The organism is Dolichospermum sp. DET69, assembly GCA_017355425.1.
GTDB lineage: Bacteria > Cyanobacteriota > Cyanobacteriia > Cyanobacteriales > Nostocaceae > Dolichospermum.
In genome coordinates this window covers 4951009-4966787 of record CP070233.1, presented here as the reverse complement: position 1 = coordinate 4966787, position 15779 = coordinate 4951009, and the positions used below count along the sequence as shown (strand labels likewise).

Annotated in this window: 13 protein-coding genes and 1 tRNA gene; 10 read left to right on the top strand and 4 right to left on the bottom strand. The window is 38.7% G+C overall.

Annotated elements, in window-relative coordinates:
• The first annotated feature begins 17 nt into the window (after positions 1–17).
• The 4 genes from obgE (at position 18) to EZY12_22695 (ending at position 3099) form a co-directional block, all read left to right on the top strand.
• Complete coding sequence (gene obgE / locus EZY12_22710) at positions 18–1055, top strand: GTPase ObgE (GenBank protein ID QSX67479.1); 1038 nt, start codon at positions 18–20, stop codon at positions 1053–1055.
• 94 nt (positions 1056–1149) lie between these two features.
• Positions 1150–1530: a hypothetical protein gene (locus tag EZY12_22705; protein ID QSX67478.1), complete on the top strand. Its 381-nt coding sequence runs from the start codon at positions 1150–1152 to the stop codon at positions 1528–1530.
• On the top strand, positions 1478–2461 hold the full coding sequence (locus tag EZY12_22700; GenBank protein ID QSX67477.1) for a hypothetical protein: 984 nt from the start codon (positions 1478–1480) through the stop codon (positions 2459–2461). The genes EZY12_22705 and EZY12_22700 overlap by 53 nt, the downstream gene beginning before the upstream one ends.
• Positions 2462–2514: 53 nt before the next feature.
• Positions 2515–3099, top strand: coding sequence for a Uma2 family endonuclease (locus tag EZY12_22695; GenBank protein QSX67476.1), 585 nt, complete (start codon positions 2515–2517; stop codon positions 3097–3099).
• A gap of 74 nt (positions 3100–3173) precedes the next feature.
• Here the strand turns inward: EZY12_22695 and EZY12_22690 are convergent, their stop codons facing one another.
• Positions 3174–4304 carry an acyltransferase family protein gene (locus tag EZY12_22690; protein QSX67475.1) on the bottom strand — a complete coding sequence of 377 codons (1131 nt, stop codon included), beginning with the start codon at positions 4302–4304 and terminating at the stop codon, positions 3174–3176.
• Positions 4305–4430: 126 nt separating this feature from the next.
• On the opposite strand from EZY12_22690, the gene EZY12_22685 reads away from it, so the two are divergent.
• Positions 4431–4892 carry a peroxiredoxin gene (locus EZY12_22685; protein ID QSX67474.1) on the top strand — a complete coding sequence of 154 codons (462 nt, stop codon included), beginning with the start codon at positions 4431–4433 and terminating at the stop codon, positions 4890–4892.
• A 98-nt stretch (positions 4893–4990) separates the two neighbouring features.
• Here the strand turns inward: EZY12_22685 and raiA are convergent, their stop codons facing one another.
• Positions 4991–5635 carry a ribosome-associated translation inhibitor RaiA gene (gene raiA / locus EZY12_22680; protein ID QSX67473.1) on the bottom strand — a complete coding sequence of 215 codons (645 nt, stop codon included), beginning with the start codon at positions 5633–5635 and terminating at the stop codon, positions 4991–4993.
• Between the two features lie 559 nt (positions 5636–6194).
• Between raiA and lipB the strand changes: the two genes are divergently transcribed.
• The 5 genes from lipB (at position 6195) to EZY12_22655 (ending at position 10828) form a co-directional block, all read left to right on the top strand.
• The gene (gene lipB, locus EZY12_22675; GenBank protein QSX67472.1) at positions 6195–6890 is read left to right on the top strand and encodes a lipoyl(octanoyl) transferase LipB; all 696 of its coding nucleotides are present in this window, start codon (positions 6195–6197) and stop codon (positions 6888–6890) included.
• An 805-nt stretch (positions 6891–7695) separates the two neighbouring features.
• A complete protein-coding gene (msrA, locus tag EZY12_22670; GenBank protein ID QSX67471.1) occupies positions 7696–8361 on the top strand; it encodes a peptide-methionine (S)-S-oxide reductase MsrA in 666 nt (221 codons plus the stop codon).
• 312 nt (positions 8362–8673) lie between these two features.
• Complete coding sequence (locus tag EZY12_22665) at positions 8674–9549, top strand: M48 family metallopeptidase (protein QSX67470.1); 876 nt, start codon at positions 8674–8676, stop codon at positions 9547–9549.
• A 32-nt stretch (positions 9550–9581) separates the two neighbouring features.
• Positions 9582–10679 carry an alpha-hydroxy-acid oxidizing protein gene (locus tag EZY12_22660; protein QSX67469.1) on the top strand — a complete coding sequence of 366 codons (1098 nt, stop codon included), beginning with the start codon at positions 9582–9584 and terminating at the stop codon, positions 10677–10679.
• Positions 10680–10744: 65 nt separating this feature from the next.
• A tRNA-Leu gene (locus EZY12_22655) sits at positions 10745–10828 on the top strand.
• A 224-nt stretch (positions 10829–11052) separates the two neighbouring features.
• Here EZY12_22655 and EZY12_22650 read toward each other — a convergent pair.
• Positions 11053–13296: a polysaccharide biosynthesis tyrosine autokinase gene (locus tag EZY12_22650; protein QSX67468.1), complete on the bottom strand. Its 2244-nt coding sequence runs from the start codon at positions 13294–13296 to the stop codon at positions 11053–11055.
• Positions 13297–13861: 565 nt separating this feature from the next.
• Complete coding sequence (locus EZY12_22645) at positions 13862–15595, bottom strand: carbamoyltransferase (GenBank protein QSX67467.1); 1734 nt, start codon at positions 15593–15595, stop codon at positions 13862–13864.
• Positions 15596–15779: the final 184 nt, after the last annotated feature.

Genomic DNA, 15779 nt, shown 5'->3' with positions numbered 1-15779 from the left:
TGACTAATAACTAAATTATGCAATTCATAGACCAATCAATAATTGAAGTAGAAGCAGGTGACGGAGGTGATGGTATTGTTGCTTTCCGCAGAGAAAAATATGTCCCAGCAGGTGGTCCATCTGGTGGAAATGGTGGCAGAGGTGGTTCAATCATTTTTGTCGGTGATTCTAACCTCCAAACCTTGCTAGATTTTCGCTATAAACATCTGTTTAAGGCCCAAAATGGAGAACGTGGCGGTCCAAATAATTGCACTGGTGCAGGTGGAAAAGATTTAATTGTTGAAGTTCCCTGTGGTACTGCTGTTTATGACGGGCAAACAAGTGCTTTGCTATGCGATATAGTTGAACCTGGACAAAGCTTTCAAGTTGCTAAAGGTGGTAAAGGTGGGTTAGGAAATCAACATTTTTTAAGTAACAGTAACCGCGTTCCTGAATATTCACTTCCTGGTTTAGAAGGTGAAAAAAAGGTCTTACGTTTAGAATTGAAATTGTTAGCAGAAGTGGGAATTATTGGTTTACCAAATGCGGGTAAATCCACTTTGATTTCTTCTTTATCGGCTGCACGTCCAAAAATTGCTGATTATCCTTTTACTACCTTAATTCCTAATTTGGGTGTAGTGAAAAAACCCACGGGTGATGGTACTGTTTTTGCGGATATTCCCGGTTTAATTGAAGGTGCTTCTCATGGTGCTGGTTTAGGTTATGATTTCCTTCGTCATATTGAACGGACTAGGGTTTTATTACATTTAATTGATGCGACAAGTGAAAATGTCATTGCTGATTTTCATACTATTCAAGAAGAACTCAAGGCTTATGGACGGGGTTTAACTAAACGTCCGCAAGTTTTGGCGTTGAATAAAATAGATGCTGTTGATAGAGAAACTGTTGATTTGGAGGCTTTAGCTACTCAATTAAATCATCTGGCTTTAGCACCTGTTTTCATAATTTCGGCTGTAACTCGCACTGGTTTAGATGCAATGATGCAGGAAATTTGGCGGATTTTAGATGAGATTAATGCCTTAGAAGCTACGGAAGCTGCGGAGATTGCGGTTTAATTGATGGGTTGATTCTGTTGAATAAAAGTCCGCGAATGCGGACTCATTTTTAGGATTTTTGTAGTTTTTGGAAAACAATAAGTAAGGAATAATTTTGTTAGAAGCGTCTTTTCCACAAGCAGCAGCAAGGCATTTACATGATGCAAAAATTTTGTTGAATGTGTTGAATGAGGAACGAGAGGAACGATTGGATAATGCAGTATATCTAGCTGGTTATGTCGTTGAATGTTCATTTAAGGTATTAGTTACAGTATATCTTTCTGAAGATATAGAAGAAATAAAAACCCATGGTCATGATTTAAAAAAACTTCAAGGTAAAGCAATGAATAGGCTACGCTTAATGTATCCGGTGCTTGATATGCAACTTCCAACTTCTCGAATACAGGGAACTATCCTAAGTCGAAATCATCCAGAGCGACGCTATGCTAGTTCATGCTATGTCTCCCAGTGTGCGAGAAACAGCAAGGTTAGATAAAAAATTAATTGAATCAGATGAATGGTTATTTATCACTTATGATGAATTAGATAGATTAGGATCTTCATATCATCAATTAGCTGCTCCTATTCGTCAACTTTTAGCTTTTTGGTTAGATAATTGGCGGCGTTGGGAAAGAATTAGACCCAAGATTTTTTTACGTACCGATCTTTTTCGAGAAGATTTTTTAAATTTTCCTGATGCTTCTAAGTTAAAAGCTTACCAGATTAATTTGGAATGGAAAGATTCATGGTTATATCAACTACTTTTCAAGAGATTAGCAAATTCTGGTCACGAAATGGCTGAATATTTGCGTAGTATATCACCAAATTTTCTCAAAGAAACTAACACACCTTTGGGAATAATTATCACTGCCAATGAACTTTCTCACGAATTTATGATCGGCAGAATAATTAGTAGATTTATGGGTGATAATCCTAGAAAGGGATATACACATCTTTGGATTCCTAATCATCTTAAAGATGCTGGAGGAAGAATTTATCCCCGCGCATTTTTAAAGCTGTTTTCATTACCAGCACAGAGGAGAATAGATGAATCTGATATACCAAATTTAACTGGAGATACCCTCCTAACTCCTTCTGATTTACAAGGCGCACTTGTTGATATTTCCAAATATAGAATTGGAGAATTAGTAGATGAATATCCTTGGTTAGCACCTCTGAAGAACAGCTTGAATGGCTTGAAAGTTCCTGTTGCAGAAGAAATTTTTCTAGATAAACTTAAAAATACAACATGGAGTGAAGAACTTGGAAAACAACCACCCACTTTAAACCCGGAGGAAATTATGCGATATTTGCTACAACTGGGAATTATTGACAGGCGTTCTGATAAGCGTGTTAATATGCCTGAAATTTATATGTATGGATTTGGGGTAAAACGCCCTGGTGGTGTAAAACGTCCAAAAAGATAGATTTTCTCACATTCCAACACAATCTATGATGTAGCCTTGGGAGTTGAAATATTATGACTATTGCACAGGAAACACGCTACTATTCACCCGCAGAATATCTAGAATTTGAAGTAAATTCAGATATACGACATGAATATATTGATGGATTGATTATACATAAGACAGGTGGAACACCAGATCACAACCAAGTTGCTGGCAATTTTTATGCTGTGCTAAATTTTGCGCTTAAACGTCAACCTTATCAAGTCTTTGTTACAGATCAACGACTTTGGATTCCTAATAGACGCATTCACACTTATCCTGATATTATGGTTGTCCAAACTCCCTTGGTTTTTGAAGAAGGTAGAAAAGACACTATTACTAATCCTGTGATGATTGCTGAGGTGTTATCAAATTCAACTAAAAGCTATGATAAAGATGAAAAGTTTGCTGCTTATCGAACTATTCCTAGTTTTCAAGAATATATTTTAATTGACCAATACACAATGCACGTTGAACAATATTCCAAAACTGATCATAACAAATGGATTTTTTCAGAATATTCAAATAGTCAGGATTCTTTAAATTTAGCTTCAATTGCTTGTCAAGTTTCGCTGGAAGATATCTATAATAAAGTTAATTTTGCAGCGAAAGAATGAATCCTGTGAAAAGGTTTCATTAATGAATTTACAGAATTTGGACAGGCAAGATGCCCGTCCCACAAGAGTTTTATTTACACTTTAATAAACCAGCGTTTCTGATACATCAATACCGCAACACCGTACCATAATAACAGCGTCACAAGTGCAAATAAAAATGAGCCGTTGAATTTTCCTGACCAAGATGCAAAGATATTTTGATAAATCCAATTATAGATACTAATGGCAGTTTCACCTGTACCAAGTTGGGTTTTTGCGGTGATTTTGATTAATAATACAGATGCTACAAAAAGAGCGATCGCATTTAAGCCCATTATCTCAAAAGGTTTACTCCAGCGTTTAATTAATCTCACTTCTATCAACTCATAACAAGCTGCTAATAACATTAACGCCCAACCAGAGGTAAATAAAACATAGGAACTCGTCCAAATTTTCTTATTCATGGGAAAAGCCACATCCCAAATAATTGCAATTACCAAACAACACAAACCAAATAAGACTAAATCCATGCTGGTGTGTGAAGTAGCTTGTTTTTTATCTTTAATCCATTCCCCAGTAAAATAACCAGCCAAAACACTAACTATTGCCGGAATCGTGCTGAAAAGTCCTTCAGGATCTCCCATAAAATTAAACCCATCACCTTTATAAAGATGTACTTTGGGAATAATTAATCTGTCAATAAATGCGCCAAAATTACCTTCTCTCGTCAGCACTCCCGCACCATATTCAGGAACAGGAATATACATCATTGTCAGCCAATAACCAATGAGTAATCCCCCTGCTACTAACCATTGAGTTTTGCGGGGTAATTTTAAAACAATCAAAGATGCAAACAAGTAAGTTAAAGCAATCCGTTGTAATACCCCCATCAAGCGGATACTACTTAAATCAAAAGTCCAAACACCTTTATTCCAAAAACCATTTAACAGTAAACCTAAAATAAACAGAATCGCAGCGCGGCGCAGGACGCGCAAGTAAACTGCTTTGGTGGGTTTGTTCTCTGCTGTATATTTTGACAGAGAAAAAGTCATGGCCACACCAATAATGAATAAAAAGAAGGGAAATATTAAGTCAGTGGGTGTACAACCGTGCCATTGGGCATGACTGAGGAAAGGATAAACATCATCTGCGACTCCTGCCATATTAGCAAGAATCATTGCCGCGATGGTAATACCACGAAACACATCAAGTGAACTCAGACGCATAGACAAAATATCTTATTTGAGAATCTCACCTTACTCCTCCCGATGCACTTTATCAAGAAAAATTGATAACCTAAGTTACAAGGTAAAATTTTATTAAGTAATGTTTGAATAGTAAATTTTTTAATTATGGCTATCAAAGTTGGAGATACCGCGCCTGATTTTAACCTAACCGCCCAAAATGGTGCAAATATCAGCCTGAGAGACTTTCGGGGTCAAAAATCTGTTGTCCTCTATTTTTATCCTAAAGATGACACCCCAGGATGCACTGTGGAATCTTGCGCTTTTCGAGATCAATATGAAGTATTTCAAGCCGCTGGCGCTGAAGTGATTGGTGTGAGTGGTGACTCTAGGGACTCCCACCAAAAGTTTGCAAATAAATACAATTTACCTTTTACACTATTGAGTGATCAAGGCGACCAAGTGCGAAAACAATATGGTGCAACTACCGCTTTTGGTTTTATCCCTGGACGAGTAACTTATGTGATTGACCAAAACGGTGTGGTTCAGTATGTTTTTGATTCCATGCTGAACTTTAAAGGCCACGTTGAGGAAGCATTGAAAACATTGCAACAACTAGCCACGAAATGAGATATTCCCCAAAAATTACATCTGCATAGATAACATTAGATATGCCGAGTAGAGACGTTCCAGGTCACGTCTCTACCGATAAAAAATCTAATCAGACTTTACTTAGAGTGAGATTTTTCGGCAACACTGACATTACCCTGGGCTGTTTTGCCATTCCTACCGTTAGAATTACCGTTACTGCGGGGTTGTATTACTCCATAACCACCGTGATTACGTTCATAAATAACGTTAATCTCTCCGCTTTCTGCATTATGAAACATATAAAAGTCATGTCCCACCAGTTGCAGTTGTTCTTGCGCTTCTGCTAGTGTCATTGGCGGCATAGAGAAGTATTTGGTGCGAACAACCTCTTCGGGTAATTCAGCGGTGCGATCGCCTATTAAATCCGCTGCAACAATCTCTGGTGCTACTGCTTCGTTAGTTGATATAGGTTGAGTTTTATGATCCTGCCTTCTTTCTTTATATTTCCGTAATTGCCGAGCAATTTTATCTGCAACCAGGTCAATACTTGCGTATAAGCTTTCGCTGCTTTCCTCTGCACGGATAATACTACCATTAGCATAAATAGTTACTTCTGCTGCTTGCTTGGTACTTATTCGGGGATTGCGAGCTACGCTTAAATGGACATCCACTTGATTTGTGATGTTCTGAAAGTGACTAACTGCTTTTTCAATCTTCTGATGTACATATTCGCGAATTGCATCAGTGATTTCAATATTTTTACCGTGGATGACAAGCTTCATGTAAACTCTCCCGCTCAATATTATATATGATGTGTGATGTTTCAGATAGGAATAGAAATTTCGGTCAGGCCTATCACTGCCACCAACACAAATCGTAACCTATTCTTAAGAAACTGCTTTTTAGCATTTTTAACACTTCTTGCATCTTAAAGATTGCACTATCCATCATTGTTTCCAACTGTTTGCCAAACAATTGGCTATTCAAGCAAAACCCTTGAATTAGGCTTTTGTGGTTCTTTTAAATGCCTACTTCTATGGAACTTTACCAAAATAGGAATGCTTGCTTTTTTTTACCTCTGTTGTCCTATTAACTATTGTATAGAGGATACAACCTTTTTGGAAAATTTGCTCCTGATTAATGCCAACAAATTGTTAAGCTGCCATCAATCAGTAAATTAATTTGTATTGTTTTACCTTAATGCTTGTTTTAGAGAACTCCTTTCAACACCATTGAGGTTATATATTTAAACTAGCACCTTATGGATTCTAAAATATATTCCCTTGATGTTCCTTTAAGATCCTTTGCATAGCTTGACAATTACCTACTACCTAATTACTGATGATTTATAGCACTCAATCTAATCAGTATCGTTGTTTACTATATAATCCTGGGTTAATGCCTTATGAAACTGCTCATCAGTGGCAGCGATCGCTCGTTACAGAGCGAATTAACAACCCAGAATTAGAGGATGTGTTAATTGTACTAGAACATCCCCCTGTCTATACCTTGGGACAAGGAGCAAACCCAGAATTTATAAAATTTAATCTTGACAAAAGTGACTATGATGTACATCGCATTGAAAGAGGTGGTGAAGTTACATATCATTGTCCTGGACAATTAGTAGGTTATCCGATTTTAAACTTACGCCGTTATCGTCAAGATTTACATTGGTACTTGCGTCAGCTTGAGGAAGTATTAATTCGCGTTTTAGCAAATTATGACTTGAAAGGAGAAAGGATTCCTGGTTTTACTGGTGTTTGGTTAGAAGGATACAAAGTTGCAGCCATAGGGATAAAAGTCAGCAAATGGATTACCATGCACGGTTTTTCCTTAAATGTTTGTCCAGACATGACCGGATTTGAGCAAATTATCCCCTGTGGTATTGCTGATAAACCAGTCAGTAGTTTAGCCGCATGGATTCCCGATCTTACCTGTAAGCAAGTGAGTTATTTTGTAAGTCAATGCTTCGCAGAAGTATTTGGCGTAAATTTAGTAGATGCTAATAATCATAATATAGTAGACTTCATCAAGTAGGGGCGAACGGCGTGCGCCCAGAAACAAATCAGGAATAAATACTGATCCATAACCTAGCAGTAATTATCTTTTAAATTTAAACATCCTACGACTAGGTGACGTACTCCACACACTCCCTTTCAGGTGAGTGTGGGCAACGAGCGTGACTCCTAATCCGGACATTAACTGATTTGGGGCGTATTGCAATACGCCCCTACACCGTGCGCCCCACGGTTCTTTGGTTTTGGGATTTGTTTTTTGTTTTGTAGGCTGCATTTGGAGCATTTAATTGGACTACACCTACTCTGGTCATAATCACATAAAATCAATATTTTGTACTCCCAGGGCGAGAAGCAAGCTACGTTTCGTCGCTGTAGCCTTCTTTGTTTTCGCTACGCTCAAATACAATTTGTGGCTACGCAACTCAACTCACGCGCATTCATGAGCCAGCGTTGTAGACGGGTTTCCCGTCGCAGGCGACTGGCATCCCCACGCTCCGGTATAGTGAGACGTGGGGCTTCTGCTGATTAAGCTAACCCAAGTTGCTAGTTATCTAGTTGACGTTGGTAATGGGAATTGGTAATTGGTAATAAAATCCCAGTGTTATAGCGGTTCTCGGTCGGACGAAATACAATTAAGGGCGGGGAAACCCCGCCCCTACAAGGTTTGTAGTTTGATGACTGTATCTCATCTAAGTGCATACCGCTATAATCCTGTTAATCCTTAAATCGGTGGACATCCTGATTTAGACAGCAACTTCCGACTAGCTACAAAAATCTTTACAATAGATAGGAATAGCAATCATAGATAATACACATTAAAAACCATGGGAATATTCGGATTTGGTAAAAAGTCGGGTCTACCTACACCAGAGCAAGCTTTACAAGGACGGGAAGAAATAATGCGAGTGCCAGCACATCATTACGTGAATAAAAACCCCCTCAAAGCACCTTTTCCCGCAGGCTTAGAAACCGCTATGTTTGGTTTAGGCTGTTTTTGGGGTGCAGAACGCAAATTCTGGCAACTATCAGGAGTTTACACCACGGCGGTAGGTTATGCGGCTGGTTACACACCCAACCCCACCTATCAAGAAGTATGTAGCGGCATGACCGGTCATAATGAAGTAGTGTTAGTTGTGTTTGACCCGAAAATCATTACTTATTCCCAACTCCTGAAAGTTTTCTGGGAAAGCCACAACCCCACCCAAGGAATGCGTCAAGGTAATGATGCTGGGACTCAATACCGTTCAGGAATTTACGTTTATTCTGAAGTTGACAAACAACTAGCAACAGCATCACGGAATGCTTATCAACCAGCCCTCAGCAGTGCAGGTTATGGTCAAATTACCACAGAAATTTTAGATGCACCAGAATTTTATTATGCTGAAGAATACCATCAGCAATATTTAGCCAAAAACCCCGGTGGTTATTGTGGTTTAGGTGGTACTAACGTAGCTTGTCCGGTAGGTGTTGCTCAAGCGCAGGTTAGTTAGAATTAGAGAAATCAACATACAGCGATTTCCAATCATATAAGTTACATCTTAGCCCCCTCATCGCTTGCGGGGAGGGGGTTGGGGGTGGGGTTCTTGTTCCGAGTTTGATGACAATTTGCTGTAATATAGCAATCCTAAATGAATTATGAACACAAAGATCCCCGACTGCTTCAAGAAGTCGGGGGTCTGAACCTCCCAGTATTTATAAATCAAATAGAATTGCTATATCGTCGGTTGGGTTGACCCAAGGAAACCCAACCAAATCTTCGATCATAAACATGGGAATTCACATTTTTGATTAATTAAAATACTATGTCCTTACTCAAAACCTCGCTCACAGGCTTAAAAGCAGACTCATTCCGTCATCCTCTGGACTTGGAAGCCACCAAAACTCTCAAGCAAATTCCTGGTTTAGATATGATGGTGCGGAATTTGCTAGGGCCAATGGCCGAACAAATTTTTTATGTGGAAAATATCGCTTCTAGTATTTTAGTAGGAGAAAAACAACTCCCTGATTTACACAAGTTATTATTAGAAGCTTGTCAAATTCTTGATATTGATGCACCTCAATTATATGTACGTCAACATCCTGCCCCTAACGCTTATACCTTTGCCATGCGAGGTAAACAGCCTTTTGTTGTCATCCATACATCCTTGATTGAGATCCTCACACCTGAAGAAATACAGGCTGTAATTGCCCATGAATTAGGCCATCTCAAGTGTGATCATAGTGTGTATTTAACACCAGTGAACTTATTGATTTTAGCTGCCGCCATTGTGCCAAATGTTGGTGCTGTGTTGGCTCAAGCTATCCAGTCACAATTATTAGCATGGGTACGCTGTGCTGAGTTTAGCTGCGATCGCGCCGCTTTGTTAGCTACCCAAAACCCTAAAGTTGTCATGTCAGTATTGATGAAGTTAGCCGGCGGCTCTCCTACTTTATCAAGCCAACTCAATCTCGATGCTTTTATTGACCAAGCTCGTGCCTATGATGACATTAGTAAAACGGAACTGGGAGAAATGGTAAAATCTGCCCGCACAGCCGAATTAAGCCATCCTGTCCCCGTATTACGAGCGCGAGAAATTGACCGTTGGGCGAGTAGTCAGGATTACCAAAAATTGCTGCAAAATCACGGTATTAATGACAAAAATGAAACTGTATCACCGGGCGGATGGCGTAATTGGTAGATTTTGCTAGAGTCTAACTCTCAATTGGGATTATGAATTCTTTATCACCGATTAATTTATTTGGATATGAACAACTAGCAAAAGAGCATCTTTCCCAGATGGCTTTTGATTATTACAGCAGTGGTGCATGGGATGAAGTCACGTTGCGGGATAATCTCGCTGCTTTTACAAGAGTGAAACTTCGTCCGAAAATGTTAGTTGATGTTAGTAAAATTAACCTCACTACCCAGGTTTTAGGGGAATCTTTGCAATTACCCCTATTAATCGCACCCATGGCTTTTCAATGTCTGGCTGATCCAGAAGGAGAAATTGCTACAGCCTTAGCAGCAGAAATCGCAGGTGTGGGCATGGTGCTGAGTACCCTTGCCACCAAGAGCTTAGAAGAAGTTGCCACAGTTGCCAATGGTTTGCAATGGTTTCAGCTTTACATCCATAAAGATCAGGGTTTAACTCAGGCTTTGGTGCAACGAGCATACACCGCAGGATACAAAGCAATTTGTCTGACGGTAGATGCTCCTATGTTGGGAAAAAGAGAACGAGATCAGCGCAATGAGTTCACTTTACCTCCTGGCTTGCATCCCGCTAATTTGACTAATATCTCCGGTTTGGACATTCCCCAAGCAACAGGAGAATCTGGTTTATTGACTTATTTTGCCCAACAAATTAACCCCGCAGTCACTTGGAAGGATTTGGAATGGTTGCAATCTCTGAGTCCCCTACCTTTGGTAGTAAAAGGAATTTTACGGGCTGATGATGCTGTGCGGGCTGTAGAATATGGAGCGCAAGCAATTGTAGTTTCTAATCACGGTGGTAGACAATTAGATGGAGCGATCGCTTCTTTGGATGCTTTACCCGATATCATAGCCGCAGTAGACGGTAAAGCCGAAGTCCTATTGGATGGTGGTATCCGTCGGGGTACAGATATCCTCAAAGCCTTAGCTTACGGTGCTAAAGCCGTACTCATTGGCCGTCCGGTGTTATGGGGATTAGCGGTAGCTGGAAAAATTGGCGTATCTCACATCATTTCCTTACTACAAGACGAGTTAAATTTGGCAATGGCTCTGAGTGGTTGTGCCAGTTTGGGGGATATTGATTCTAGTTTAGTGAGCCAATTACCAAAAAATTTCTAAATTAAATCTAATTACCTCTTGCCAAACTAAAAAAAATAGGCTATAGTTATAAAAGTGACACCCAAGGGCGGGTGGCGGAATTGGTAGACGCACCGCACTCAAAATGCGGCGGCCGTGAGGTCATAGGAGTTCGATTCTCCTCCTGCCCATTTAGAAAAATAAATTCAAGTCACAGATACCACACGAAATAATGTTTGTGACCTGTTTCTCGTGAATATTTCTTTGCTTAATACAGCGGTTTCCACTCTTAGGGACTTCCAAGAAATAAAATCCCCAAAAATTTCTTGTGGTGCGGGCCGAAAAGTCCCCTAATCATCAAGGACGGGCAGGATGCCCATCCCACAAAATTGGGTAATTTATTTTTTGGTGTTCCCTAACTAACCGCTTCACTCTTAGTATAGTAATATGAACTATACCTATAATTATAGTTATATCCGAGTCCTCGGAATTTATCGCCGTTGACTACTAATCCTAGTAAATTGATGGGAGATGCTTTTAGCGTATCAACAAGTTGCTTTGCGATTGATTTATCTGTTTTATCAATTCTTACAACTAGCATCACACCATCAGTATGAACTGCTACCAATCTAGCATCTACTAATCCTGATAAAGGAGGAGTATCATAAATCACTAAATCAAACTTCTCGGTGAAATAGTCCATTAGTTGACTCATTTTATCTGATGAGAGCAACCGGGCAGGATCGGGTGGTACAGGACCTGCGGTAATCACAGATAAATCATCAAATCCAGGCACTTTTTGAATTACTTGCTCTATATCTATATCTGAAGAAATTAAACTAGTTATTCCCCACAGATTATTTAATTTTGATATTTTGTGAACCTTGGATTTGCGGAGGTCACAATCTACAAGTAATACTTTTTTCCCCATGACCGCGGCTGTTTTTGCCAAGCTAAATGCCACCGTACTTTTACCATCTCCGGGGACAGCAGAGGAAACAACTAAAGACTTAATTGGTCGATCAGAATTAAGCAGTTGAATATTACTATATAAAACTTGTAAGGATTCCCAAAATGATCCCTGTCCATAATAATAGCTGGATCGGGAAGGACGACTAGGAGAAGTGTTAGATTCATCACTTACCATAAGAGGGTCCACAACTACTTCTGGTTCTTGATCTTTTCCTCTCTTTTTCAGGTTTAAAGATGAACTCGGAACTAAGTTTTTATTAAAGGGAAGAGATCCTAATAAAGGCACTCCTATCTTATCCTGGACATTTTCAACACTGTGATAGGTATTATCAGTCTGTTCTCTGAGAAAAGCAGCACCTATGCCCAACAAAGAACTAGCCACAAATCCCAATAGTAAACTGCGGGGAACATTTGGGGAAATTGGATATCTTGGTGGAGTAGATGATTGGATTAATTCCCAAGGTAGTTCTGTTTGTGCTACGTCTATTTGTAATTGTTCACGTTTAGCTAAAAACCTCGTCAAACTCTCATTTGCTAGTTGTAAATTCAGTTGAATGTCAGTGTATTGTCTAGAGAGAATTGGTAGTTGTTTTAATTCGCTTTGTAATTGTTGTTCTGATTGTGTCAGTTGTTGATTATCTACTTCTATTTTCCGAACGAGAACAGCCGCTTGAGCTATTCTAGTGTTCAAAATTCGTTTTGCTTCTGCATTGATAATAGGTAAGAGATTGTTTCTTTTCTCTTGTAAGGTTTGAATAACTGGGTTATCAGTTTGAAATCGAGCTAATTCTCCAGATATTTGTGTGTCTAATTGACGCTGTTGGGCAATTAACTGTTGGTAAAGAGGAGCATCATTGAGAATGGCCAATTGTTCTTCTGGTGTCTGCAATCTCAGATAATTATTTTTAGCAGCGGCTAACTGTTGATTTACAGATAGTCGTTGTTGTGTCAAAGATTGGATTTTTCCAGTAATTATTCCCGATTGGCTTTCTGGACTAATAAAATTGTATTTTTGGCGAAATATTTGCATTTGTTTTTGCAACTGTGTCACCCGATTTTGGATATCGGGCAGTTGTTTATTCACAAATTTAACGCCTTGACTTAGTTTGGTTTGCCGCTTGTCTAGGCTGTATTTTAAATAGAATTGAGAAAATGTATTTAAGACGAATTGAATTTCTTGAGGATTATTACTTTGATAGCTGATTTCGATGATTTTTGTTATTCCAACACGACGAATATTTAAACTTGAAACAAGGGAATTATAGGTAATTTCAGGATATGATTGTTGCAATGTTTTAATAATTGGTTCTAGCAGTTCTGAACTTTTGAGAACTTGAATTTGACTTTCGTAATCTAGTCCAGGTTTAGAAAAAGGAGAGTCTACCTCCAGGTTTATTTTCCCTACTTGATCATCATTATTAACAGGTTCAACTAAGATTTGAAAGTTTCCTTGATATATAGGTTGTTGGTTCAGTGTTGAATAAGTAACACCAGTCATACCAGCAGAAATAATCACTACAATGATAATCGCTCGGCGTTGTAAAAGTTCAAAAAAGCTCTTAATACTTAGACCATCAGACTGTTCCTGTTCAGTAAACTGAGAAAATGTAGAATCTGGAAATGATCCAGATGTAGGAATAATGCTATTGATAGAATTTGTCTGGTTTGTAATTTGCTTATTAAGCATTGATTTCTATTGTGTAAGTAGTAATGGAATGATATATACAACAGATTTCGCTCTAATGAGGTACAAACTTGAATTATAAAACTCTTGTAGTGCGGGCATACTATGGCTAACGCCACGCTGCGCTATCGACAAGCTCAGTACAAGTCTTGCCCGCTGGATATGTACCTCATAACACCGGAAAGTGCTGTAAACGTTTTTACTATTGTGAAGAAATTGCTATTTGTTAATTCAACAACTCAATTAAGCTGGAAGATATACTTAAATGGAATTTGTCATAAACCAAACTTTGGTATAATTTTCATGCCTGAGATTTTGTATAAACTTAGAGATAATTAGGTCATGCCACTATTTTAAGCTTCTGGAATACCAAAAACAATGTATTTGCACATTATACTCTTACTTATCAAGTATTAGTCCTATAGTATAGGAGGCACAAGAAATTTTATTTAAAAAATTTTAAGTAAGTTACCGTAGATAATGCTGATATATGTAATATTTACAACGATGTATTAACCATGCTTTTTTAGTGTGCCTACACACGTAGGCATGGCAACAGCACTCAATTTCAATTTATATTACTGCGCTCTATGTAATAAGAGCCTAAAACTAAACTATCCATATTTGTTCTCAAGAAACACTGGATTGCTTCTTCCGGTGTCCTGACAATAGGTTCATTTTCGTTCAGAGATGTATTAAGAAGTATAGGAATGCCTGTGCGTTTGGCAAAGGTATTAATCAACTCCCAATAAAGAGGGTTTGTTTGGCGGCTAACACTTTGTAAACGTCCAGTCCCATCTACGTGAGTTACGGCAGAAATTTGTTCTCTTTTTTCAGGGCGAATTTTGAAAACTTTCTCCATAAAAGGGGCTGGTTCGTCAATTTCAAAATACTCACCAACAAATTCTTCAAGAATGCTGGGAGCAAAAGGACGGAATTTTTCCCGGAATTTAATTTTCAGGTTAATAATATCTCGCATATCAGCGCGACGAGGATCAGCTATCAAGGAACGATTACCTAATGCCCTAGCACCAAATTCCATTCTGCCTTGAAACCAACCAACTACTTTGCCGTCACAAATAGCATCTACAACATGATTTAATAGTGCGGTTTGCTCTAAATGCTTGGGCTGTAAATTGTGAGATTGCAATGCTAATAAGCATTCTTCGTCAGAAAATTCAGATCCCCAATAAGCATGACTTAAAATAAACTGACGAGGTTGCTTGAGTATTTGATTCCAAACAAAGAAGGCTGCACCAATACAAGTACCATTATCGGCAGCACCTAAAGGAACATAGACGTTTTTAAATGGGGTATTTTGAGTAATTTTACCATTAGTTACAGAGTTCATAGCTACACCACCTGTCAAACAGAGATTTTCGCAAGGGTATCGCTGATGTAATTGATTGATTAAATGAAAAATTATTTCTTCGGTTATAGCTTGTAGAGATGTGGCAATATTTTGATGCTTTTGTGTTAGTTCAGAATTTACTTGTCTTGCTGGTCCTAATAGTTTTTCTAGTTCTGCACTATGGAAAGGTGCAACTGTGGGTGCGCCATTATCCCATTTCATGGCAATACCTTGCTCATGGTGGGTAAAGTAATCTAGATTTAGCTCAAAACTATCCCCTTTAGGAAAAATGAGTTTTCTGAAGGCTTCTAGATATTCTGGTTCTCCATAAGGAGCTAACCCCATAACTTTATATTCGTCACCATAAGCTGGAAAGCCCAGATAGAGGGTAATGGCATTGTATAAATAACCGATAGAGTGAGGAAAGTGAGTCCGAGAGAAATACTCTAAATGATTACCCTCTCCTGCGGCAGAAAGTGTGCTAACAAAGTCTCCCATACCATCAATAGAGAGAATTGCGGCTTTTTCAAAGGGGGAAATAAAGAAACCACTAGCTAAATGTGTGGTGTGATGTTCTAGGCTATGGATAGGTGCTTTAATTTCCTGGGGTTGACAATTACCAGCAGCGGCTAATTGTTCCTGAAGATTAGTAGATTTGCTTTGTTTGTTAAATCTATCTAGGAGTGATGCTAAAGATGGACGTTGTTTCAGGGTAAACAGAAGTTTGCGGTTCAGATTAGCTTTAGGGTTGAATGATACTGCAACATGATCTAATTCTGCGGCACTAATACCACCAATTTTTAGACAATAACGGATAGATTCTGTGGGAAATCCTGCCCAATGTTTAACTCGATTAAAGCGTTCTTCTTCAACGGCTGCGATTAATTGACCATTTTGAATTAAACAAGCTGAAGCATCACCATGATAGGCGTTAATTCCGAGAATATTCATTGTTTTATTAGTTTGTGAGAAAACTATCAAGTATGGTTATAACGTAATTTTAAAAAAACCGTAGTTAAGTTAAGGACATGGCTTACGCCACGCTATGCTATCAGATTTATTGTTAGCACTTGTTGAGAGCAGACAATAGATTAAAATAATAAGGGATGGTAAGATTTTCTGTCTGAGGGTGCGA